General features: G+C 45.7%; 22 protein-coding genes. 2 read left to right on the top strand and 20 right to left on the bottom strand.

Annotated elements, in window-relative coordinates; translation table 11 throughout:
• Positions 1 to 161: 161 nt before the first annotated feature.
• From hslU to CXK86_RS02830, 8 genes are all read right to left on the bottom strand, one after another.
• Entirely contained in the window at positions 162 to 1,562 is a 1,401-nt protein-coding gene (gene hslU, locus CXK86_RS02870; protein WP_047842474.1) for an ATP-dependent protease ATPase subunit HslU, read from the bottom strand.
• A 116-nt stretch (positions 1,563 to 1,678) separates the two neighbouring features.
• Positions 1,679 to 2,221, bottom strand: a complete 543-nt coding sequence (hslV, locus tag CXK86_RS02865) for an ATP-dependent protease subunit HslV (RefSeq protein WP_017689194.1) — start codon at positions 2,219 to 2,221, stop codon at positions 1,679 to 1,681.
• 26 nt (positions 2,222 to 2,247) lie between these two features.
• On the bottom strand, positions 2,248 to 3,591 hold the full coding sequence (trmFO, locus tag CXK86_RS02860) for an FADH(2)-oxidizing methylenetetrahydrofolate--tRNA-(uracil(54)-C(5))-methyltransferase TrmFO (protein ID WP_370511405.1): 1,344 nt from the start codon (positions 3,589 to 3,591) through the stop codon (positions 2,248 to 2,250).
• Positions 3,592 to 3,647: 56 nt separating this feature from the next.
• Positions 3,648 to 5,747 (bottom strand): type I DNA topoisomerase, encoded by a 2,100-nt coding sequence (gene topA / locus CXK86_RS02855; RefSeq protein ID WP_047842473.1) that lies wholly within the window; start codon positions 5,745 to 5,747, stop codon positions 3,648 to 3,650.
• A 116-nt stretch (positions 5,748 to 5,863) separates the two neighbouring features.
• Entirely contained in the window at positions 5,864 to 6,994 is a 1,131-nt protein-coding gene (dprA, locus tag CXK86_RS02850) for a DNA-processing protein DprA (protein ID WP_076249821.1), read from the bottom strand.
• 244 nt (positions 6,995 to 7,238) lie between these two features.
• Positions 7,239 to 8,168 (bottom strand): succinate--CoA ligase subunit alpha, encoded by a 930-nt coding sequence (sucD, locus tag CXK86_RS02840; RefSeq protein WP_074094556.1) that lies wholly within the window; start codon positions 8,166 to 8,168, stop codon positions 7,239 to 7,241.
• 63 nt (positions 8,169 to 8,231) lie between these two features.
• On the bottom strand, positions 8,232 to 9,392 hold the full coding sequence (gene sucC, locus CXK86_RS02835; RefSeq protein WP_036609384.1) for an ADP-forming succinate--CoA ligase subunit beta: 1,161 nt from the start codon (positions 9,390 to 9,392) through the stop codon (positions 8,232 to 8,234).
• A gap of 243 nt (positions 9,393 to 9,635) precedes the next feature.
• Entirely contained in the window at positions 9,636 to 10,091 is a 456-nt protein-coding gene (locus tag CXK86_RS02830) for a MarR family winged helix-turn-helix transcriptional regulator (protein WP_036609387.1), read from the bottom strand.
• A 471-nt stretch (positions 10,092 to 10,562) separates the two neighbouring features.
• Between CXK86_RS02830 and CXK86_RS02825 the strand changes: the two genes are divergently transcribed.
• Positions 10,563 to 12,173 carry a YifB family Mg chelatase-like AAA ATPase gene (locus tag CXK86_RS02825; protein ID WP_076249823.1) on the top strand — a complete coding sequence of 537 codons (1,611 nt, stop codon included), beginning with the start codon at positions 10,563 to 10,565 and terminating at the stop codon, positions 12,171 to 12,173.
• A 245-nt stretch (positions 12,174 to 12,418) separates the two neighbouring features.
• Here CXK86_RS02825 and CXK86_RS02820 read toward each other — a convergent pair whose 3' ends face one another.
• From CXK86_RS02820 to rplS, 10 genes are all read right to left on the bottom strand, one after another.
• Positions 12,419 to 12,970: a nitroreductase family protein gene (locus CXK86_RS02820; RefSeq protein WP_076249824.1), complete on the bottom strand. Its 552-nt coding sequence runs from the start codon at positions 12,968 to 12,970 to the stop codon at positions 12,419 to 12,421.
• 281 nt (positions 12,971 to 13,251) lie between these two features.
• Positions 13,252 to 14,448, bottom strand: coding sequence for a carboxypeptidase-like regulatory domain-containing protein (locus CXK86_RS02815; RefSeq protein ID WP_076249825.1), 1,197 nt, complete (start codon positions 14,446 to 14,448; stop codon positions 13,252 to 13,254).
• Between the two features lie 60 nt (positions 14,449 to 14,508).
• The gene (locus CXK86_RS31805; protein ID WP_139331839.1) at positions 14,509 to 14,670 is read right to left on the bottom strand and encodes a paeninodin family lasso peptide; all 162 of its coding nucleotides are present in this window, start codon (positions 14,668 to 14,670) and stop codon (positions 14,509 to 14,511) included.
• A 321-nt stretch (positions 14,671 to 14,991) separates the two neighbouring features.
• Positions 14,992 to 15,390 (bottom strand): YraN family protein, encoded by a 399-nt coding sequence (locus CXK86_RS02810; RefSeq protein ID WP_076249826.1) that lies wholly within the window; start codon positions 15,388 to 15,390, stop codon positions 14,992 to 14,994.
• Positions 15,384 to 15,695 carry an EscU/YscU/HrcU family type III secretion system export apparatus switch protein gene (locus CXK86_RS02805; RefSeq protein ID WP_036609395.1) on the bottom strand — a complete coding sequence of 104 codons (312 nt, stop codon included), beginning with the start codon at positions 15,693 to 15,695 and terminating at the stop codon, positions 15,384 to 15,386. The genes CXK86_RS02810 and CXK86_RS02805 overlap by 7 nt, the downstream gene beginning before the upstream one ends.
• The gene (locus tag CXK86_RS02800) at positions 15,692 to 17,749 is read right to left on the bottom strand and encodes a hypothetical protein (RefSeq protein WP_076249827.1); all 2,058 of its coding nucleotides are present in this window, start codon (positions 17,747 to 17,749) and stop codon (positions 15,692 to 15,694) included. The genes CXK86_RS02805 and CXK86_RS02800 overlap by 4 nt, the downstream gene beginning before the upstream one ends.
• Positions 17,750 to 17,780: 31 nt before the next feature.
• Entirely contained in the window at positions 17,781 to 18,482 is a 702-nt protein-coding gene (locus CXK86_RS02795; RefSeq protein ID WP_083669772.1) for a ribonuclease HII, read from the bottom strand.
• Positions 18,483 to 18,945: 463 nt separating this feature from the next.
• Positions 18,946 to 19,809: a ribosome biogenesis GTPase YlqF gene (gene ylqF, locus CXK86_RS02790; protein ID WP_017689210.1), complete on the bottom strand. Its 864-nt coding sequence runs from the start codon at positions 19,807 to 19,809 to the stop codon at positions 18,946 to 18,948.
• Between the two features lie 30 nt (positions 19,810 to 19,839).
• Positions 19,840 to 20,460, bottom strand: coding sequence for a signal peptidase I (gene lepB, locus CXK86_RS02785; protein WP_036609449.1), 621 nt, complete (start codon positions 20,458 to 20,460; stop codon positions 19,840 to 19,842).
• Between the two features lie 304 nt (positions 20,461 to 20,764).
• A complete protein-coding gene (rplS, locus tag CXK86_RS02780; protein WP_017689212.1) occupies positions 20,765 to 21,106 on the bottom strand; it encodes a 50S ribosomal protein L19 in 342 nt (113 codons plus the stop codon).
• Between the two features lie 349 nt (positions 21,107 to 21,455).
• Here rplS and CXK86_RS02775 point away from each other — a divergent pair, with 349 nt between their 5' ends.
• Positions 21,456 to 22,421: a polysaccharide deacetylase family protein gene (locus CXK86_RS02775; RefSeq protein ID WP_076249828.1), complete on the top strand. Its 966-nt coding sequence runs from the start codon at positions 21,456 to 21,458 to the stop codon at positions 22,419 to 22,421.
• 3 nt (positions 22,422 to 22,424) lie between these two features.
• Here the strand turns inward: CXK86_RS02775 and CXK86_RS02770 are convergent, their stop codons facing one another.
• Together CXK86_RS02770 and CXK86_RS02765 are read right to left on the bottom strand one after the other, a co-directional pair.
• Positions 22,425 to 23,672 (bottom strand): hypothetical protein, encoded by a 1,248-nt coding sequence (locus CXK86_RS02770; protein ID WP_076249829.1) that lies wholly within the window; start codon positions 23,670 to 23,672, stop codon positions 22,425 to 22,427.
• A 154-nt stretch (positions 23,673 to 23,826) separates the two neighbouring features.
• Positions 23,827 to 24,201: a VOC family protein gene (locus tag CXK86_RS02765; RefSeq protein WP_076249830.1), complete on the bottom strand. Its 375-nt coding sequence runs from the start codon at positions 24,199 to 24,201 to the stop codon at positions 23,827 to 23,829.
• Between the last annotated feature and the right edge of the window lie 36 nt (positions 24,202 to 24,237).

The raw sequence follows: 24,237 nt of genomic DNA, 5'->3' as shown, positions 1-24,237 counted from the left end.
GATAGAAACAAAAATAAACGATATGCGTTAAGTAAGAGGGCCTTTGTGATTCGTTAAAGGATCGCTTCCCTTTGTCGATCACACAAATGTTCTCTACTCTCTTGCATACCGTTCATTTATAACATCATTTTAACAACTACATTACTAGCCGCAGCCGCATGTTACAGGATATACTGACTCAAATCACGATCAAGCGCAATATCATTTAATTTCTCCCGGACATACTCCGGAGTAATCACCATACGTTCCAGTGTAAGCTCAGGTGCCTCAAAGGATAAATCCTCCAAAAGCTTCTCAAGAATCGTATGCAATCGACGTGCACCTATATTTTCTGTATTTTGATTGACGGATTCAGCCAATTTGGCAATCTCGCGAATAGCCTCATCCGAGAACTCAATCTCAATATTCTCTGTGCGCAACAGATCAACATACTGCTTGGTCAGTGCATTTTGGGGTTCAGTCAGAATGGATACAAACTCCTCCAGTGTTAGACTGCTTAGTTCCACACGAATTGGGAAGCGTCCCTGAAGCTCAGGAATCAAATCAGAGGGTTTGGCGACATGGAATGCGCCAGCTGCCATAAACAGAATATAATCCGTTTTGACAGGGCCATATTTCGTCATCACTGTAGAGCCCTCTACGATAGGCAGAATGTCACGTTGCACACCCTCACGGGATACATCGGGTCCACTACCGCGTCCTTGACTGGCAACCTTGTCGATTTCATCTATGAAAATGATACCTGTCTGCTCCGCCCGGCGAATGGACTCTTGTGTAACATCATCCATATCGATCAATTTGCCTGCTTCTTCCTGGATCAACACTTTGCGAGCTTCTTTGATAGCGAGCTTGCGCTTTTTCGTACGACGAGGCAACAAGCTACCAAACATCTCCTGCATGTTCATGCCCATCTGATCATTACCTTGACCAGCAAACATGTCCATCATGTTAGGCGCAGTGTCTTCGACATCAATCTCAATGATGTCATCCTCCAACTTGCCGGACAACAGATCAAACTTGATCTTACGGCGGCGTTCGGCAACCCCGGTATCTGGTTCTGGCTCATCCTGTTCCTGAACGTTGTTGCCATTATTACCAAAGATCATCTCAAAGGGATTACGCTGACTCTTGGACTTAGACTGTGAAGGAGCCAAAATATGTACAATTCGCTCATTGGCAGCTTCTTCAGCTTTGTCCTTCACTTTTTCAGTCCGCTCCAGCTTCACCATCCGCAGTGATGTCTCAATCAGATCACGCACCATCGATTCAACGTCACGGCCAACGTAACCTACTTCAGTGAACTTGGTAGCTTCCACTTTCACAAATGGCGCACCTACCAGTTTAGCAAGGCGACGGGCGATTTCCGTTTTACCCACACCGGTAGGTCCAATCATCAAGATATTTTTAGGCACAATGTCGTCCTGAGTGTGCTCAGGCAAAAGGCTACGCCGATATCGATTACGAAGGGCTACAGCTACCGATTTTTTAGCTTTCTTTTGACCTACAATATACTTGTCAAGCTCTGCAACAATCTGTCTCGGTGTTAACGCTTGAGTATTCATATTGCTTCCCTCCTACCAGTATGTTGAATTTATTTTTCCTAACAAGGACAAAGAATCCCCTAGACGTCCTGGAGCAGATTACAGAATCATGCTCCACTACGGGAGATTTCTTTGGCTTATAACTCTTCTACAATAATATTATTATTGGTATATACACATAGCTCCGAGGCAATCTGAAGTGATTCACGCGCAATATCTTTCGCTTCCAGGTTTACTGCATGACGTTTCAACGCACGCGCAGCAGATAAGGCAAAGTTTCCACCTGATCCGATAGCAATAACGTCATCATCCGGTTCAATTATCTCCCCGCCGCCTGAAATGAGCAGCATACCTGATTTGTCCATCACAATCAACAGTGCCTCAAGCTTACGCAAGATCCGATCCTGACGCCAATCCTTGGCAAGCTCTACAGCAGCACGTTGCAAGTTACCATGGTGCTCCTCGAGCTTACCTTCGAATTTCTCAAACAGGGTGATCGCATCCGCCACAGAACCAGCAAAGCCAGCAACAACCTGTCCGCGGTACAAACGTCTTACCTTCTTGGCTGTATTCTTCATCACAACACTTTGGCCCATGGTCACCTGACCATCTCCTGCGATTGCAGCCTTACCATTATGACGAACAGCACAGATCGTTGTAGCATGAAATGACATATCCATGATATCAGCATCCTCCCACGAATAATTTATACGCGTTCCGGAACAGTTAGACCTTCTGCCGCAGCAAAACTAGTAATGCCATCCAGTGCACGCTGTGCAAGAGCTTCATTTTTTTCCTTTTTGTTACGAATCTTTGTTTCAAGCTTCGGCAACAAACCAAAGTTTGCGTTCATTGGTTGGAAGTGCTTGAAGTCAGCAGTTGTAATATACTGAGCCATACTGCCAAGTGTTGTTTCTACTGGCAATACCACCAGTTCCTGCCCAAGTGCTGCTTTGGCTGCGTTCATGCCGGCAATAAGCCCTGATGCAGCAGATTCCACATATCCTTCTACACCCGTCATCTGACCTGCAAAGAACAGGTTTGGACGCTCTTTAAACTGATACGTCGGAAGAAGCAGTTTAGGAGAGTTAATAAATGTATTACGGTGCATTACGCCATAACGAACGAACTCTGCATTTTCAAGTCCAGGAATAAGGGAAAAGACACGTTTCTGTTCTCCCCATTTCAGATGCGTCTGGAAGCCCACCAAGTTATACAGGGTTCCAGCTGCATTGTCCTGTCTAAGCTGAACAACCGCATGTGGCAACTCTCCTGTATGAGGGTTAACCAGACCTACCGGTTTCATTGGACCAAACAGAGCCGTCTGTTTCCCGCGTTTCATCATCACTTCGATTGGCATACAGCCTTCAAAGTAGATTTCTTTCTCAAACTCTTTTAATTGAGCAACCTCAGCAGTAATGAGAGCTTCATAGAAGACATCAAACTCTTCTTCTGTCATCGGACAGTTCAGATATGCCGCTTCACCCTTATCATAACGGGAAGCCAGATACACTTTATTCATATCAATTGAATCTTTTTCGATGATCGGTGCTGCTGCATCATAGAAGTAGAAATATTCTTCACCCATTAGTGCCTTGATTTGCTCAGACAATGCCGGTGAAGTCAACGGACCCGTTGCCACAACAACGATACCATCTTCCGGCAGAGAAGTTAATTCCTCATTCACCACTTCGATGAGCGGATGCTGGTGCAACGTGGATGTAATCTCACCTGAAAATCCATCCCGGTCCACAGCAAGCGCCCCACCTGCGGGAACTGCATGTTTGTCTGCTGCTGACAATACAAGAGAATTGAGCATTCTCATTTCTTCTTTTAACACACCTACTGCATTGGTCAATCCATTCGCACGCAGCGAGTTGCTACATACCAGTTCTGCAAATTTATCCGTATGATGGGCTGGCGTTTTCACAACAGGTCTCATCTCGTATAATTTTACGCGTACGCCGCGACTTGCAATCTGCCAGGCCGCTTCTGTTCCTGCCAGCCCGGCACCAATAACGGTTACTTGTTGTTCATTCGTCAAAATCATTTACCCCCATAAAGCAATTTCATATTTCACTATAATTGTATTGATTCACATATATACTAATCTGCTGATTCGTCATCCGGTTCATCCACCGGCTCCTGATGATCACATGAAGTACACTGCAATCGTGCTCCCTTTTTGTTCCGCTTTTCAATCATTAGCGATCCGCAACTTGGACATGGTTTGGCTGAAGGTCTGTCCCATGAGACAAAATCACATTCAGGATATTTGTCACAACCGTAGAAAATACGTCCTTTTTTGCTACGACGCTCAACAACATGACCTTCCTTACACTTCGGACAAGTCACGCCGATATCCTTGATAATCGGTTTGGTATTCCGGCAATCAGGGAAGCCCGAGCACGCAAGAAACTTGCCAAAACGTCCGAGTTTATAAACCAGCGGTTTGCCGCACTTCTCACAGATCTCATCGGATACTTCGTCTTCAATCTCGATTTCTTTCATTTCTTCTTCCGCAAACTCAAGGCGTTTCTCAAAAGATTCATAGAATTCTGCGAGTACTTTGACCCAATCCTCCGAACCTTCCTCCACATGGTCAAGATCACCTTCCATGTTCGCGGTAAACTCTACATTCAGGATTTCAGGGAAAAACTCTTCCATCTGTTCGATGACCAGTTCACCCAGCTCGGTCGGCATGAATTTCTTTTCCTCAATTGCAACATATCCGCGCTTCTGAATGGTCTCCAGTGTTGGCGCATATGTACTCGGACGCCCTATACCCAATTCCTCAAGCGTCTTAACCAACCTTGCCTCCGTATATCGTGGTGGCGGTTGTGTAAAATGCTGTTTTGGCTCAATCTCCTGCTTCTCAAGCACATCTCCACTTTTCAACGGGGGCAACAGACGATCTTCATCGGTTGTACCATCGTCGTTTCCTTCAACATATACCTTCATGAAACCTTGGAATCGTACCTTCGAACCTGCTGCACGGAAAATGGTGTCCCCCGCAGCAATATCTACAGAGAGTGTATCCAAGATAGCCGAAGACATTTGGCTCGCTACAAAACGTTCCCATACCAGTTTATACAACCGGAACTGATCGCGACTCATGAATGACTTGATTGAGTCAGGGTCACGCAAAATTGAAGTTGGACGAATCGCTTCATGCGCATCCTGAGCATTAGCTGCTTTTTTGGAATAGTTTCGTGGAGTCTCAGGTGCAAATGGCTCACCATACTTACCAACGATATATTCTTTGGCTTCTTCTTGTGCAGATGCCGCAATTCGTGTGGAGTCCGTACGCATATACGTGATGAGACCTACTGTGCCTTCTTTTCCAAGGTCTACACCTTCATATAGTTGTTGGGCGACCGACATCGTCTTGGAAGCTCTGAAATTCAATTTACGCGCCGCTTCCTGTTGCAGCGAACTTGTCGTAAACGGGGCGGAAGGGTTACGGCTCCGTTCTTTCTCTTTAACTTCCTTGATCGTAAAGTCTGCACCTTCGATCTGTTTCAGGATCGCTTGCACTTCCGCTTCACTGCCCAGCTCTGTTTTGGCCCCGTTCAGTTTATGAAACTTGGCTTCAAACGGATTGCCGTCTGCTGTCAGCTTGGCGGTAATGCTCCAGTATTCTTCCGGCTCAAAATCATCAATTTCATTTTCACGATCTAAAATGATTTTAACAGCCACGGACTGAACCCGGCCTGCAGACAAACCTTTTTTCACTTTCTTCCATAATAACGGACTAATTTTATATCCAACGAGCCGATCCAGAATACGTCTTGCCTGCTGCGCGTTAACCAAATCCATATTGATTTTCCGCGGCGTTTTGAACGCATCTTTGACCGCCTGTTTTGTAATTTCATTAAATACTACCCGGCAATCTGCCGTATCGTCCAGTTCAAGGGCATGGGCCAAATGCCATGCGATAGCCTCACCTTCGCGATCCGGGTCAGCTGCGAGATACACTTTTTTCACTTTCTTCCGTGCATCCTTCAGTTCTTTCAAAATTGAACCTTTGCCGCGGATCGTAATATATTTCGGATTAAAATCATTCTCTACCTCAACGCCAATCTGACTCTTTGGCAAATCGCGAATATGCCCCATCGAAGCTTTTACGATGAACTTGCTGCCTAAATATTTGCCTATCGTCTTCGCCTTTGAGGGCGACTCCACGATTACGAGTGCATCCGCCATAGGTTCATCCTCCTCTCAGTCATGAAACTGTCATGAAACTGTTTCTGTAAGCTTATGCATAGTTAATAACTTCTGCTAATTATATATTTCCACGCACTACGTAGGTTGTAGCTTGGTCATACCCTCGCGTATTTAGTGCCTGGTAATTGGCTAATCTGCTTTTTTATGATTAAAGATAACAGAACTGAATGCAAATGTCCAAAATCCCAACCAAGCAGCTCAACCATTTGATCCAATGATTGTTCTCCCTGTTCCAACAGATAAATCACACGTTGTTCATCTGGAGAGAGCTTAACCTCAGCGAATATCCCTCGCCCGGAAAGCTCGGTTGTTACGGTCGAACGTCCTCTATTGTAAGGAAGTTGTTCTGCATTTGGCAAGCCCAATCGATACTCTTCCAATACATCTGCTGCACAAGTGACCAATTTAGCCCCTTGACGGATAAGATTGTGTGCTCCCCGACTTTTCGGCGATGTAATCGGTCCAGGGACTGCAAATACATCCCTGCCTGCTTCAAGTGCAGCATCTGCTGTAATGAGTGAACCACTGCGAATGTCAGCCTCAACAACCAATGTTCCCAGTGTCAGACCAGCAATGATTCGATTCCGTTCCGGAAATAATCCTTGGCGTGCTCTCGTACCTGGTGGATATTCCGACAAAAGCAGCCCCGTCTCCGCGATTCGTTCAGCGAGGCTTGTATTTTCGGGTGGGTATATATTATCAATCCCTGTTCCGAATACTGCAATCGTTTTTCCTTTAGCACGTAGTACTGCCTCATGACATACGCTATCAATACCACGGGCAAGCCCGCTTACAATCGTCAGTCCTGCATTGCATAATTGCTCTGCCAGCTTTTCTCCAACTTTGCGCCCATACACCGTTGGCATACGAGTTCCTACCATGGCAATAGACGAATTGTGTAGCAAACTAATATCCCCTCGAGCATACATTACCCAGGGAGGCTGAACGGTTTCCTTCATTAATATGGGATATTTCTGATCCAGATAAGTAATAACCTCTATCCCCTGATTGTAAACGTGTTCTCTTTTACTCTCGATCCAGTCGATAGTAAATTGGCTAGCCAAGCGTGCAGCTTGATCTTTGCGCAAGCCTGCTGCGACCCAGTCGCTTTCCCCATAATTCAATAGTTCGGGTAATTCATGTTGTCCCAGAATCAGTTTCGAGATTGTTTTCTTGCCAATGCCCTCCATCTCATGTAACCCAAACAAGATCCATCTTTCTTCCATACCATAAACCTCCCAAAGCGGGAAGAGATCTTCCCTCATATTGTGTGTTAAGTGACCACGGAATGCAAGCGTTTACGCAGATGAGAGACAATTCCTCCCCCTTTTCCCGTAAAAAAAACGCAAAAAAGCAACCCTTCGCCCTGTTCAAGGACAAAAGGTTGCTTACCTTTTCCGTAACCATAATAGTCGGTCTACCAGAAATAAATCATTTCCGAGCCGTTTCTTCTATTATAACGAAAAAGAATTAATGTGTCGTGCACAAATTCAAAATACCGCGTTCCTCAAGTACACTCACCAAAGTCGAACCCATCTCAGCAGGAGTTGGTGCTACTTTGATTCCACATGATTCCAGCTTAGCAATTTTCTCTTTGGCTGTACCTTTACCGCCAGAGATAATAGCGCCAGCATGGCCCATCCGTTTGCCTGGAGGCGCTGTTACGCCACCGATAAAGCCAACAACCGGTTTGGTCATGTTTTCACGTACCCAATCTGCAGCATCCTCTTCAGCTGTACCACCAATCTCACCAATCATGATGACCGCATGAGTCTGTGGATCTTCATTGAACCGTTTGAGGATATCAATGAACTCCGAGCCTTTTACAGGGTCTCCCCCGATTCCTACAGCTGAAGATTGTCCAATACCACGTGTCGTCAGTTGATGAACGGCTTCATAGGTAAGTGTTCCACTACGGGAAACAACGCCTACGTGCCCTGCCATATGGATGTAACCAGGCATGATACCAATTTTACATTCTCCTGGTGTAATGACACCTGGACAGTTTGGTCCGATCAGGACAGTATCTTTACCTTCCATGAAGCGGTCAACCTTGATCATGTCAAGAACCGGAATACCTTCTGTAATACAGATCACGAGGTCCAGCTCAGCATCAACAGCTTCCATAATGGAATCTGCTGCAAATGCAGGAGGAACGTAAATGACGCTCGCTGTTGCGCCTGTAGCTTCCTTCGCTTCCTGCACAGTGTTGAACACCGGCAGACTAGCTACTGTACCGTCTTCCAACGTGATATCCACATTAGTTCCGCCTTTACCCGGTGTAACTCCGCCTACCATCTGGGTTCCGTAGTCCAATGCGCCCTTCGTGTGGAACATTCCCGTTGAACCCGTAATGCCTTGCGTAATGACTTTTGTATTTTTATCGATCAAAATACTCACGTTGCTTCACATCCTTACGGTTATTTTTCAATTCCCGGACAGCTCCGGTACTAAGGAATGAACTTATTTTACGAGGGCAACAATTTTCTGTGCACCATCGGCCATGGAATCAGCAGGAACGATATTCAGGCCAGATTCACCCAGAATACGTTTGCCAAGCTCCACGTTAGTTCCTTCAAGACGAACAACCAGCGGTTTGGTCAGGCCAAGCTGCTTCGCGGCTTCAACAACACCATTGGCGATAACATCACAGCGCATGATGCCACCGAAGATGTTAACAAAGATCCCAGCTACTTTGGCATCGGATAAGATGATCTTAAATGCTTCAGTCACCTTCTCTGTTGTTGCACCGCCCCCAACGTCAAGGAAGTTGGCCGGGTCTCCACCGTAGTATTTAATAATATCCATCGTTGCCATCGCAAGTCCCGCACCATTGACCATACAGCCGATGTTGCCATCAAGTGCTATGTAGCTGAGGTCGTATTTGGAAGCTTCGATTTCTTTTTCATCCTCTTCATCCAGGTCACGCAGTTCCAAAATGTCTTTGTGACGGAACAGGGCGTTGGAGTCAAAGTTTAATTTCGCATCTAGCGCGATAACGTTTCCATCTCCGGTAACAACGAGAGGATTGATCTCTGCAATAGAGCAATCTTTTTCGACAAATGCAGTGTACAGCGCGAGCATGAACTTAACAGCTTTGTTCACCAGTTCATTTGGAATCTTAATGCTGTAGGCCAGTTTACGGGCCTGGAACACTTGCAATCCAATGGCAGGGTCAATGATTTCTTTGAAAATTTTCTCAGGTGTAGCTTCAGCTACTTCTTCAATCTCAGTACCGCCTTCTTCGGAAGCCATCATAACTACACGGCCTGTGGCACGGTCCACAACAACACCCACATAATACTCTTTGCGGATATCGCATCCTTCTTCAATCAGAAGACGTTTCACTTCTTTACCTTCTGGTCCAGTCTGGTGTGTTACCAATACTTTGCCCAGAATTTCGGAAGCATAGGCACGAACTTCATCCGTACTCTTTGCCACTTTTACGCCGCCGGCTTTACCCCGGCCACCTGCGTGAATCTGTGCTTTGACAACAGTCACTGGACTGCCCAATGCCTCAGCGGCCGCGACCGCTTCATCGACTGTATAAGCAACCTTTCCGTTTGGAACGGTAACTCCATACTGTTTCAGTACTTCTTTTCCTTGATATTCATGGATATTCATTCTCGAATCCTCCTATCAACATGACTGCAACAAGGCGGGTTGGTAGACTAACAAAAGACAAATGTTGACTATTTTCACTCAAGCCCAATTCATTGTAACACGTTTTTAAAACGCTTTCCTTAAAAAACTAATGGTTAATAGACAGTATTTTGATATGAGTATGATCCCATATTGTGAATGCTTGGGTATATATGGAAAAAACCCCAGATAAAAACTGAGGTTTCCTTGATGTAAAACTAGATTTTATTTTTTGGCTGCGTTGGTGTTGGTTTCGTGAACTTTCTCCAGCAATCCTTTGAACTGACCCAGCAATGTTTCAAACTCTGTGCTGTTCAAACATGCATCTCCCTGAATGGATTCAGGTATGGATAATGCCTTGTTCCGCAACTCACGGCCCGAGTCGGTTAGTGTAATTAATACTTTTCGTTCGTCCTGAGCCGAGCGTTCGCGATTAATAAGTCCTGCTGACTGCAAACGTTTGAGAAGTGGTGTCAACGTTCCCGAATCGAGATAGAGAGCCTCCCCGATCTCCTTAACCGTACATTCTTCACGTTCCCACAAAACCATCAACACCAAATACTGGGAATACGTTACGCCAAGTACCTCCAGATAAGGCTGGTACATCTTCGTAATCTCACGTGAACAAGCATATATGGCAAAGCATAATTGGTTATCCAGCTTCAAACTGTCAGTCTGCATATGTCTTTCTCACCTGCCTATTGTGCAATCTATTCCTAATAATACAGGAACTATAGATCTATACTATCACAAAATAGAAAAAAAACAGAATAATTGAGCACAAATGATTTTACTATTCAATTTAATTATGATAAATTAGATTGTGTAAAACATAAAGATAATCAGCAGTTCATCCCCATGATTTAACAACAATAATAGATAAGTCCATCGAACAGATTCACGCTTTCTCGGGTCAAATTTAATAAACATAATGAAAGTTTATACGTAGCCATTTTGGCCAAAGTAATTTAATGATTTCCTTCCAGAAATAAAATTCAGGGATCAGGAAAGATGACTACAGCAATGATAATGACAGGTTGACTCCATGATTCCTTTTATATAAAATGCTTAATAGAAGCTGAGGAAGCACCTTAATTCGTAGACTGGCCCGTATTATGCGGAGTCAAGAATCGAGTGAGGTGTTTCTTTGTTATGTACGGAAAATTACACAGTGCGTGTTTGTACGGAATTGATGGCGTTCTGATCGAGGTGGAAACTGATTTATCCAATGGTCTGCCACAGACGTCCATCATCGGTTTACCGGATTCAGCTATTCGTGAGGCCGTTGAACGTGTCCGTGCAGCGATTAAAAACTGCGGGTATCAGTATCCTTTACAGCGGATCACAATCAATCTGGCCCCCGCTGATCTACGCAAGGAAGGATCTTCCTTTGATCTAGCCATTGCTATTGGTTTACTTATGACAAGCGGCCAGCTTGTACTTCCTCCCCAGGAACGGACACTAGTGGTTGGCGAACTGGCGTTGGACGGTTCGCTCAGGTCCGTGCCGGGCATTTTATCCATGGTGGATCTGGCCAAACGGCAAGGCTTTACGTCCGTGCTCCTACCTTTGGATAACGTGGAGGAAGCGTCACTGATTCGAGGTATCCAGGTGTTTGGCATTCGTCATTTACAGGATATTGCTCCGGAAAACCCAGATCAACCCTCTAGTTCAGTGGGAATACCAAACAATTCGAATGCAGGACCAGTCGTGTTGAAAAATTATGCACACCTCGCTGCTCCTATAACTGATAAGACTCATAAGATGGCGGATAGGAAGCCGAGACAAACACCATTATTTGCAGACGACTATAGTGATGTTCTAGGGCAGCATCATGTAAAACGCGCGCTTATGATTGCAGCAGCAGGCATGCATAACATATTGCTCGTTGGACCGCCAGGCACGGGCAAAACGATGTTAATCAAACGGCTACCCTCCATCCTTCCTCCTTTGTCAGAAGATGAAGCGTTGGAAGTCACCAAAGTATTAAGTGCCGCAGGCAAATTGAAAGAAGCTCCTCAAGGCCTGATTGCAGACAGACCTTTTCGCTCCCCTCACCACACGATATCCACCTCTGGTCTGATTGGAGGCGGTGGTATCCCAAAACCGGGTGAAGTGAGCCTTGCCCACCGGGGCATATTGTTTCTGGATGAATTACCTGAATTCCAGCGCCAAGTGCTGGAGGTATTAAGGCAACCGTTAGAGGATCGCACAGTGACAATTAGTCGGGCACGGGCTGCTTTCACCTTTCCGGCCCAGTTTATGCTTGCATGTTCCATGAATCCCTGTCCCTGCGGATATTTGTCCGCTCATTCGGAGGAGCAACGCTGCATATGTAGTCCAGCCCGTGTTGCCGCGTACCGAGCCAAAATTTCAGGACCACTTCTGGACCGCATTGATCTTCAGGTTGAGGTTCCTCCACCAGGCGAGTGGCGCAAGTCTGCTGCTTCTCCTTCCTCTGAAGAAATGCAGGCAAAAGTGATCCACGCTCATCAAATTCAGGCTACACGTTATGCCAAAAGTTCAGTCCGTTGGAATAGCCAGCTTTCGGGCACGCTTTTGCGACGAACGATCCATCTCCCCCAAGAGGCAGAGCAACTGTTAGAGCAAACGCTGCAAACGTTAAACCTGAGCATGCGTGCACATGATCGGATTATCAAGATGGCGCAGACAATTGCCGATCTGGACCATGAAGGTGAAATTGTGACAGCTCATGTGGCTGAAGCCATCCAGTATCGTCAATTGGATCTTAATTTATTTTGAAGCTATTTTAGAAGCATATGGAGGGAAGAACAGGCCGATTTACGCAAAGGCAGTGAAATGGGCATGAAACTGTAAACAGCAGAGGAAGATCGAGAAGGATTCCTTATGCAGATTTTATAATGCGGATACGCCAACATGACAAAAAAACGTACAAGCCCTTCTCTTCTGTGAAGAAAGGTACTTGTACGTGGATTTCCCCTGTAAACGTAAGGGGATCTTATATAGCTAAGGTCTACAATAATTTATTATTCAAAAAGAGTGAGTTTGTCCTTGGCTGGTGTGCGTTCTTTGGCAGAAGGAATAACATCAGGGTAACCCATATAAATCATGCCTACAATCTTCTCTCCCGCCTCTATTCCAAGCGATTTGCGGAATTTGGGAGCGTACAAAAATGGCTTGGTCACCCAGAACGTTCCAATGTCTTCACTCCAGGCTGCAAGCATAAAGTTTTGAACCAATGCACTAACCGCAGCGAAGTCTTCGTCCCAGATATTCTGTCTTGGATCTTCTTCCAGCACAACAAGCATAACGGATGGAACTTGCATAATATTGGGTGAGAATTTGTTGTCTTCTCCCATTTCTGCATCAATAGCCTCAGCCAGTTTCTTCCGTCCATTCCCTGTAAACAACAAAAATCTCCAAGGTTCACGCAGTTTATGGTTAGGAGCCCAGACTGCCGTATCCAGCAATTCTATAATCTGCTGTGTAGGAACAGCTTCTTTTTTGAATTTTTTCACCGTACGACGGTTTTGAATCGCATTTCTGACTTCATTTGTTGTTTTCGTAGCTTTACTCATCGGCCGTACCTCCTGTTTATAAAATCATTTGCAACCGCAATAGTGATTCGCGGCCTTGTACATTCAATATAATTTCTTTATGACATAATAAAATACCAGTTTACCTTCTTGATTATACACCCATCTGATCACGAGATTCAAAGGGGAGGCAAAGGTCAGTACCGTTAGGGTCATTCCAACAGAAAAGACGACTCTGAATCTTGATTCACCACGAGGGATCATAAAGTCAGAACCGTCTTTTATTCTCATGTTATTGATTCACATATCATATCAACGATTAATCAATCGTCGTAACTCTCCCCTTCAAACGTGCCATTCCCTTCAAATGTGCCATTAATAAAATCCATTTTGTTGTACTTCTCCTGGTTACCTGCAACATCTGTACTATAGTACTCTACCACCTTGACATCAGGGGCATAAAACTTGACGGGTCCTTCATAGTTTTTCCATTCTCCCCCGTTAATTCGATATTGCGTTGTTTTTACGCCCGAACCTTTGACTTCGTCTGTTGCCTGAAGTCTGAATGTAAATCCTTTGATGTATATTTTCCCGTTCACAGTATCTGTAATAGGAACTAATCTGTACTTGGTTACTGGAGGTGTAATATCTGCATCCTTCTTAAGTACGATATTAAACGTATTATGATCTCCTTTTACAAGAGTAACGCTCAGGCTCGTTTTTAGATATCCTGCTGCTTCTCCCGTTATCGTTCTAGCCCCTGTTGGTACGCGCTTTATTAAATAGTTGCCTTGAGCATCTGTTGTTGCCGAACCTCCAGCATTAACTTTAGCCCCACTTACTGGATTGCCCGACTCATCTACAACTTTTCCCCGCACGTGTGCCGCCTCTGCCAAAACAACATCCATTCTCAAGGTTCCTCCCTCCCGGACACCCAAGCGATCCTGTTCATATAACATATAATCATCGGCATCTACCCATATTGCAATGTTCGGATTATAGGCGTAATCAATTCCTGTAACCGCATATCGACCTTGCTGATCAGTTTTCACTATACGATCAAAGACACTTGTTACTTTTATACGAGCATCTGGAACCGGTCTGCCTGCCTGATCTTTGACTGTTCCTACAATCGTGGATGGCTCATAAATACGAAAATCAAGTTGTATTTGCTCTCCACCGGACAATCCGTAGGAGCCATAGTGTCTGTACGTCACATAACCCTCTGCTTCAACTACAAAAGTAATGTCCGTATTGTCTTCAACGGACTCTATAATATGATACCGTCCATTCCCATCCGTCTTCACGCTTTTCTCTGACGTATCCCCACGATAATTAAGCCAATACTTGACAGTAGCGTTCTGGACAGGTAATCCCTGACGATCAATAACTTTACCTGATACACTTGCCTGTGTAGACGGATCGGCTGCATAAGAAACTCCGGAATACATGATTCCAAACAAAATGAAACATAAAGATAGTGTACTTAGTCGAATGATCCATTTGATACTTGTCTGCATCTTCTCACTACACCTCACCATTTATTTTATTGATCAAACATTCCTCTTTAACTTCTTAAATTAACTGACCATAAGCTCAAGCTTCCAGAATTCTCCGTCCCAAACATATTGCCAAATCCCCTGTCCACCGTTCATGGTCTCGCTGATATCCAGCACTTCCATCCGAGGGCACTCCCATACTTGTTTTACTGTGTTGTTCGAAGTATTCTGAAGCTCTTTCATACATCCCACCAACCTCTCTTTAAAATTCAACTTTCTTAGTTTATTACAAATGATACATTTTGTATCTATAAATTTCTGAAATACAATGATTTTATTATCAATGCTCTATCCTCTGTTTAATGATTTCATAGTTAAATCAAAAAAAGCCGCAGATCCTGTATAAATAGGAACTAAGGCTTTAATATATTAACTAATTTTAAAACTAAAACGAATGCAAAGATAAAACATAATTAAACTTGTACTTCGAAATAACTGACCGACTCATATTAAAAAAGATACAATTCGTATCGATTAATGCAGCAGTAACTTCGAATGTAATTCTTAAAAAGCATTAACAATATGATTCACAGAGACAATTTCTCCTGCTTGATCAAGCATTACGGCAATTACATCAAAACGGATCTGAAGTTCCGTCTCTCCCGTCATTTGCAAATATACGGATGCGGTTGAACGTACCTGCTGCATTTTACGCATATCAACCGATTCCTGAGGTGTACCGTACTGAGCGGCTCCACTTCTGCTTCTTACTTCCACAAAGACAATCAGGCCCTCGTAGGAAGCAATGATGTCAATCTCACCGCTACGGCAACGCCAGTTCTGTCTAATGATCCGATAATCGTGCTCTCGCAACCATTGACAGGCAGCCTCTTCACCTAATCGGCCTTTCTGCTGTCGTGTGAGCTTTAATCCTGGGTCCTGACCCAATCTACGTTCTACCATGACTCATTTTCCTCACGTCCTGAGGCCATGCGATCTGCACGGTAGACGTACGTTAGCACCTCTGCGACCAGTTGATACAGTTCTGCCGGAATCTGTTCATCCAGATCCAACTTGGAGAGCACCTCCACAAGTGCTGCATCCTCCTGAACAGCCACGCCGTTTTCTCTGGCTTTATCCAGAATGGCTTCTGCCACTTTGCCGCGCCCCTTGGCTACAACAACAGGTGCTTCACTCTCTCCAGGGACATACTTTAGGGCAACCGCCTTTTTGGAAAGCAGGTCCGGTTGTGACGACTCGTCTTTCATACCTTCAAGTCCACCCCTTTGTATCGTTCAGGACTATAGTCCGAGGCCCGCGTTTTTCGTTCCGCGCCCGGCTCCTGGCCCGCAGGCCACGGTTCCGCCTTGAAGGTCAGCAGTTGATAGCCCAGCTTGTCCAATGCCTGATGGATCACCTCTCGTCCGCTCTCCAGAAGCGGTCCCATTCCTTCGCGATCATTTAATACACGCAGACTGACAATGTTATTAACCACATGGACATCTACCAGAGTAGGCCCAAGACTTTTCATGTCCAGATCAAACCATAGACGGCAGTTGGACGCATCCAGCTCTCCACGAGATCCACGACGTGATTGAATCTGGACAGACGCCGTTTCTTCCCCGTCCGGTCCAGTGATCGGAATAAACCAGTGCATCTGTGCAAAAGTAGCACTGCGATCTGTCGTCAGCAATAACTGCTGACCTGTCAGATACTGCACAGCCTGTCCGGCGGCATCCTTAAGCGCCGCCGGTGCACCTTCGCTGCTGGCAAGTTGCAGCAGTAAGCCCTTCAGCGTGTCCGCATTTGCCGGACTCGCCGCATCCCCCACGCGCGGCTGCACTGCCGCGCCGTGAACGGCCTGCTGCTCGTGCTCCGCACCGAGCAGCTTCAGCACGCGCCCCACCCACGGGTCCCCCTCGTGGGTGACAGGCGCGTGCACTGCCGCAGCTCCCGCAGGTGCTGCGGCACTACCGCCAGCCGGCGGCGCATCAGCGCCGGCTGGCAACGGCTGCGGCACGCCTCCGGCAACCGCAGCCGCCTGGCCGCCCTGCGATGCAGGGGCGCCCTGTGCTGCCGCACCAGGCTGTGCCGGTGCGGCAGTGGACGCGCTGCGCAGGGCGTCCAGCAGCGCCAGCAGCTTGGGCGCCAGCTGCGCTGCCGTAGGCGCTGCTGGCGCCGCCTGGCCTGCTGCGGACGGCGTCCCTGCAGCAGCAGGCGTTTCAGCGCGGCCGTCAGTCCGCCCGGCCGCGCCTGTTTCAGGCTGGCCTGCACTTACACGGCCAGCCACAGATTCAGTAGCCGCCCCCGATGTACCTGGGCGGCTCCCAGCCTGCCCCGCGTCAGCCCAGCGCGAGCTCTCTCCAGGTATTCCGGTTCCAGACGGAATACCTGCGCCCCCTTTGCCAGCCGTTTCAACGTTGCTGGCAACTGCCTTTGCCCCGGCTTCAGCATTTCCTGTGCCTCCGCCGGTCTGCACGTTTCCTTTCACCGCAGTACCTGCATCCTCTGCCCCGCCATCCGTCATGGATATAGATCCTGCCAATGCCGCTTGTCCTTGTTGCGTTGACAAAGCAGGTGTTCCGGTTCCAGTCACCTGACGACCATTGCCTGATACAGCCAATCCTTCTTCCGTCTGTGAAGCATTCGGTACAACAGGTGCACCAGCCACGACTGCTGGTTTCAACGTAGCAGATTGTTCTCCAGGCAATAGCGGTTTACCTGTTGTTTGAGTCAGCATCGTTTCCAACTGGTCAGCCAACCCGCTTAACAACTGGTGCAGAGGGGGGCCAAACACCGTCTGGTGTAATCCTTTTACTGTTTCCGCCGTAACCGGAAGACCACGCTGAAAAGCAATTCCTGTCGCCTGCACCCATTCTTCCACAGGGACCTGTGCAGGTTTGGCAGTCATCATATTCTGGACCATAGCCACATTATCCTTCGTGAGAGGCAATCCGCTACGCTGCATGGCAAGTAACAGTTCCCGGTTCCCTTTTGTATCCGGCAGTCCTACATCCTTAAGCAGGTTGTTCAGCGAAGCTTGTGGCAGCTCAGCAAGTGTACCCGTCATAGGTTTCATTACCGTTATGCCATTTTCACCTGGAGGCTGCACTTGAAGCAACGTGGTCTCACCCGGACGGAGTGGAGTCTCCAACTTGGCGCGCACTTGCACACCTTGAATCTGCAGAACTGCTTCTCCCCCATCATCGGATACACTAACGACGGAGCCACGAACCACCTGACCTTCCTTTAATTCAAGCGGTTTGGCATTGCCGGGCTTACTGTCTCCCATTAACCCCTTTATCATGGAACCGATATTCAAATCTCTCCCCCTCCTTTCTTCAAACCCGTGTTTAAAACAAAGATTGCTGCTCTCCAAGCAGGTTGCCCAGAAAACTGCGCCGATGCATCGGGGTTGCCCCCAATGCCATAATTTGCTCCCGATGAACTTTTGTTGCATATCCTTTATGTATCGACAAACCATATTCCGGATATAACGTATCCCATTCTTCCTTACACAGCCGATCTCGCGTTACCTTGGCAATAATAGATGCCGCTGCGATCGATTGACTGTTAGCATCACCTTTAATAATGGACAGTTGAGGTACATTCACATCCACCTTCTCGGCATCCACCAGCATATAATCAGGAGTTTCTCCCAATGCTTCAACCGCACGTTTCATCGCAAGTCTCGCAGCCTGTTTGATATTAAGCCGATCAATTGTCTCTGCATCCGCGTACCCGATACCTACCGCCAGCGCTTTTTCCATAATGATGTCATATAATGCATCCCGTTTTTTCTCCGTTAATTTCTTGGAGTCATTCACGCCTTCCAGGATGAGATCCTTCGGTAAAATAACCGCCGCTGCCACAACATCCCCAAACAAACAGCCCCGCCCCACCTCATCAATACCAGCAATACGTTCAAATCCACTGTCCCAATACTCCCGCTCATAGAGCAACAGATCTCGAGGTTCACTGACTTCTTTTTTCTTCTTTGGTCCAATCGGAGTATCCAGTAGATTCAACCCGATCTCTTCATTATTTTCAACCATAACGCTCATCTCCTCTACCCACGCTTTTTCAGCATACGTATCACTTACAACTTTTTATAATATAGACGTAGATCCTCTGTCTTTTGTTCTGTACAACCTGTCTCTCTCAGTAAAACTTTTCCTTGAGATTTACAATATAAAGATAGTGATGTCTTCATTTATCGGTATTTGATGGTATAAATTGAATATATCAGACCTCGTCTAATTTAAATTGCACCACCATTTATCATAGCACGATTTAGATGCACCTGATATATAGGTCAGCCAATTCCATAAAGCGTACTGTTCTTCAATCCTCTTCCATTTTATCGTTTTCGACGTATGTTCCAGCTCTACTTCCACGTTTGTATACACAAAAAAACGACCGCTCCCGGTAATCCGGTAACGGCCGCTTCTTTCGGCACTTGTATATATGAAATGAACAGATAAAGATAATGATCTCCATCGTGTAGAGTCCATTTTTTTAATAGGGAGCTTCCATAGAGAAACGTCCCATTTTACCCGCTCGCAGTTCACGCAGAAATGCTCGTGATGCCTTTTCCAGATCAATACGTCCACCGCTTACAATGCAACCACGTATACGGCCGACTTGTTCCATAATCGCAATAACACTGTCTGAATCATCTGCATCCTTGGAGAACTCCTGAAGTCCGTATCTCTCTTCAAGGGCGTCCCAGTAATAACGCATCAGGTAACTGATTCCAAAAAAGGCGATATCCTCTGCATTCAAAATTTCCTCTTTGATCGCACCAGTTACGGCAAGACGATAACCTACATTTTGATCTTCGAACTTAGGCCAAAGAATACCTGGAGTATCCAATAACTCCATTTCTTTGCCTACCTTGATCCACTGTTGCCCCTTCGTCACACCAGGACGATCTCCTGTTAACGCAATACTCCGTCCAGCCAATCGGTTAATCAGTGTGGATTTACCTACATTGGGAATCCCTACGATCAACCCGCGAACCGCACGAGGATTAATCCCTTTAGCAATTTGACGGTCAATTTTTTCTTTAAGAAGAAGCTTGGCCTGCACGGGAATATCTTTAACATTGGTTCCCGTCGAAGCATCTACAGGAAAAGCGGTAATTCCTTCTTTTTTGAAATATTCAATCCATTCTTGCGTCACTTTTGCATCTGCCAAATCCGATTTGTTCAACAAAATCATCCGGGGTTTATCCAGCAATATTTCGTCAATCATTGGATTACGGCTGGAGACAGGCAGACGGGCATCCAATAGTTCGATGACCACGTCGATGAGCTTTAACTTATCCTGAATCTGGCGTCTGGCTCGAGTCATATGACCTGGAAACCATTGTATCGTCAACTTGTCTTCACCTCATTATTTACTTCAATTTCAGTGGTTGATCCACTTAATCTCACCGATCGGCCAGAAAATCACATCTGCACGACCAATAATATCTTTTAACGAAACATAACCGATCATACGGCTGTCTGTACTATTTGGACGGTTATCTCCCATGACAAACACATGACCTGCCGGCACTTTGCCATCAGGGAACTGTTCATTCGGGAAATCCTTCACATTATAGGTTCCACCATTTGCTTCAGCTGCATCAATGGCTCCTTGAATATACGTTTCATCAACCTTTTTACCGTTAACCATCACGGTATCGTCTTGAACCTCAACGGTATCACCTTCTACAGCAATAACACGTTTAATGAAATCTCGACCTTCGGATGGTACGTGGAAGACGATAACTTCACCGCGCTTCGGTTCTCTGATATCATATAAGATTTCGTTGACGATCACACGTTCACCCGTTTCAAAGTTCGGCTGCATGGACGGACCGTCCACAACAAACGGTTTGAAGAGCAACCACCGAATGAGAATGACGAGAACTAATGCGATAACAATGGCTTTAAGCCATTCAACAATTTCATTTTTGGCTTTTTTGGATCGACTATCTTTCTCTTCGGCAGGATTGCCCCGGTCATGTTGAACTTCTTGTTCCATTCAAGATCTTCCTCTCTTCACAGTACATGTTTATAGCAGTACACACATCCAGCATTCTGTATCGTTCCAATAACTCAATGGATGGATACAAAACATTCACATCAGTTATGTAATCTTACACCAAGCATTACAGTACATTTAATCCACAATTCAAATGTTATCAATAACTGATTTTACAAGCCTCCCGGACTATTCCCCGCATGTGTTGCCATACCATTTTACTCGGAAGTGTACCTCCGGTTCAACTTTTCCCGGACAAAAACGAAAAGGGCTTGTCTCCAAGCCCTTCCCGGTATCCGTTATATTAACGAATTTCTTTAATTCTCGCTGCTTTACCGCGTAGTTCACGAAGATAATAAAGCTTCGCACGACGAACTTTACCACGGCGAGCCACTTCGATTCTATCGATTTTAGGGGAATGAAGCGGGAAAGCTCTTTCCACACCTACACCGTAAGAAATTTTACGAACTGTAAAAGTCTCACTGATTCCACCACCACGGCGTTTAATCACAACACCTTCGAACAATTGGATACGCTCGCGAGTTCCCTCGATTACCTTAACGTGCACTTTCAAAGTGTCACCAGGACGAAAACTCGGAAGATCCTTGCGAAGTTGTTCTTGTGTAATCGCTTGAACGATATTCATCTATGACTCCCTCCTTCCATACAGGCGTTCATACTTCTTCCAGAGATCACCTTGTCTCCTTCATCATCCATAGAGGACCGCCGTATTCCACATAACAGACTTATTGTATCACGCAGCATATCAAAACACAAGAGAAATTAAACAAATGCCTATTGTTCAATCTGCCACTCTGAAACTCATCCATCACATGTTAACTTCATTCTAAAATACATTCTCCCGTATGGAAAGTGAATCAACGCTCTCATCTGCAAGTCAACCTAATACAGGAAAAAATACTGTAACTTCCAGTGTAGTAATATCGTCTATGATATAACTTATTGACCACTTTAAAAGGAGAATCCCAAGACTTATGAAATATTGGAAAAAGATCACACTTGCCCTACTCGCCATGCTCACATGCTCCATTACACTATATTCATATGCCGTAACTCACCCAACGAATGCACTGTCACACAAAGCCTGCACATCCTGGGACATAGTCAAACGCAAAGCATTCGAGCTGTCACACACTGACTTCTCTAGCCAATCTGCGCTGGATCGTTCTAACTTTAGGATTGAACAAGGTACCGCTACAGAAGTTCCTGTGCTGATGTATCATTACATAGAGCCCAAACTGAATAATCACGAGACAGATAATAAATCCATCATTAATCTGGAGGATTTTGAGCAAAATATGAAATACCTGCATGATGAAGGCTACCGCTCGATTACATTGAATCAGCTTGAACAATATGTTAGCGGGAAGATTTCCCTGCCACAGAAGTCCATTGTGATTACCTTTGATGACGGATACCAGAACAATTATACTTTAGCTTACCCTGTGCTTCAGAAATATAATTTTCATGCCTCGCTGTTTGTCATAGGCAGTAAAATTCAGGATCAACCTTCGGTATTTGAGCCCGCCATCAACAGTTTCATCTCCAAGCCAGAGATGCAGGCAGCAACCGACGTATTTGAGTTCAACAGCCATACCTATAACCTGCATCATAAGGGATTTATGCGCTGTGGGACCAGCGTACCTGTCGGTCTGGACACCAGTCTTCTGGATGATGATATCCAGCAAATGAAGGAAATCGGAATAGACACACCTTATTTGGCCTATCCTTTTGGTTATACCAGCACACAGATGATCTACAAGTTACAACAACATGGATATCGCATGGCCTTTACCGTAAAGTCTGGATTTGTGCATCCAGGAGATCATCCCATGAGGCTGCCTCGCTTGACGGTCACGACAGGTACTGATTTGGCGACGTTGCTTCAACCCAAATCCAATCCGCAGAACGAATTACCTGCATCGGAGAATGATCAGTAAAATCTAGATTTTAACTTCACCGCCCGGATACAGAGTCGAGCTATACAGCCTTTTGAGCTGAGGCTTGGCTCTTTTTGCATCGGTAAGTGATAATGTCATCGGAGAGCTGGAATAAATCACTGCTTCCTCTGCGTCATAGATGATGATCTGCTCTTTCCCCGTCTGAACCAGGTCTGCATGTACCGCATATCCCTCTTTCGGGAATTCAGTAACCGTTTTCATATCTCCATCTACCAAAGAAGGCAACACATCTCCCCCTCGGCGATACGCCAAAATATAATCGAGTCCACCCTCATCCCAGTTACACACAGGCTCTATAATGGTTAACCAGCCCCGAGTTGTGCGGTTTTCTTTCCAAATTTCTTTACCAGCGCTATCCAGCATGAACATTCCATCCTTACCATGCTCATCCCCCCGGACAATCCGGTCCAGACCTGCAATCTGTAAACCTTCCATTCCAGTACAAAAATGGCCTAACGCAATATGCTGTGATTCAATTGAATCTTCATAACGCCATTTCTCATTTCCGTAGCGGTCCATCATGACCGTAACACTGCCACCAATGACAACCTCGACTTGCCCATCAACGTCAACGTCGCCAAACCATATACAGTCAGCATGATCATCGAGATTCTGACAAGACCATAATAATGTCCCATCATGATCCAGCATGTCATATCCGGCCATCACTTCATCTTTCCCATCTCCATCGATATCGTATACCCATGGAAAATGTCCTGGATTCCCTTCATGCTTCCATAACAAATTAAAATCATGGTCGAGTGCCCACAACGTCTTATAGCGGTCTTTCAGTATAATGTCCATTCTATGCTGGTTACCCGTCAGGTTGGCGAGAATAATGCAGTCATGTGCTTCATCACCTGGCAGATCACGTGTTTCTTTGATCTCTCCGGTCCGGCCATCCAACACGAGAAATTGTTTGTCCATCACACACAACACTTCATTATTTCCATCTCCATCCCAATCTGCGACCTGAGCGGGATAGTCTGAACCCGGACCCCCTGCATCGGGATCAGGAGTTCCGACCTGCCATAGTAATGTTCCTTCCAGATCAAACGCAGTCAAACAACATACCTGATGCGGGACATACCGATCGTCTATACCCCCATCTGCCTGTACCAGCAACATTTCAAGTCTGCCATCCCCGTTTAGATCTCCTAAAAGCATTTTGCAGCGTTCTCCGGCTTGGCTAATATTTAGACTGGCGATTTCATAAGGCTGAATGCTCATCATCTTCCTCCTCAGCTTATCGTTGTTATTCAAATCCAGCTGAGTTCACCATAAAGAAAACCCCTATTTTTTACAACCCTATTATGTGGTCATGCAAAAATGTTCAAAGTTGCAAAAAAGTGCCTACGTAATTAAACGATTTAAACGAATGATTTTAAGCCCACTCTAAAAACTCAAGACGATTGCCAAAAGGATCATTTATATAAAAACGTCTTACACCTTCATCTACTCTTGCTTCGTCATCGACAATATGAATTTGGTTATGAATGAGATGATCACGTAACTGATCCAAATGTTGTACATGAAATGCCGGATGAGCTTTTGTGGCGGGAATAAAATCTTTTTGTACCCCAATATGCACTTGGTGTCTGCCACACTCGAACCATACACCACCCCGTTTTCTCAGAATTTCAGGTTTGGGAATCTCCGTCCAGCCCAGAACTTTATTGAAAAAATGACGTGCCTCCTCTTCACAGCCTTCTGGTGCTGCGAGCTGAATATGATCAAGATCAATAATATTGTAATTCATTCTTACACCGCCTTTGGTTTCATTTAGTGAAACTTA

The organism is Paenibacillus sp. BGI2013 (assembly GCF_002843485.1).
Lineage (GTDB): Bacteria > Bacillota > Bacilli > Paenibacillales > Paenibacillaceae > Paenibacillus > Paenibacillus amylolyticus.
This window is presented reverse-complemented; position numbering and strand designations above follow the sequence as displayed.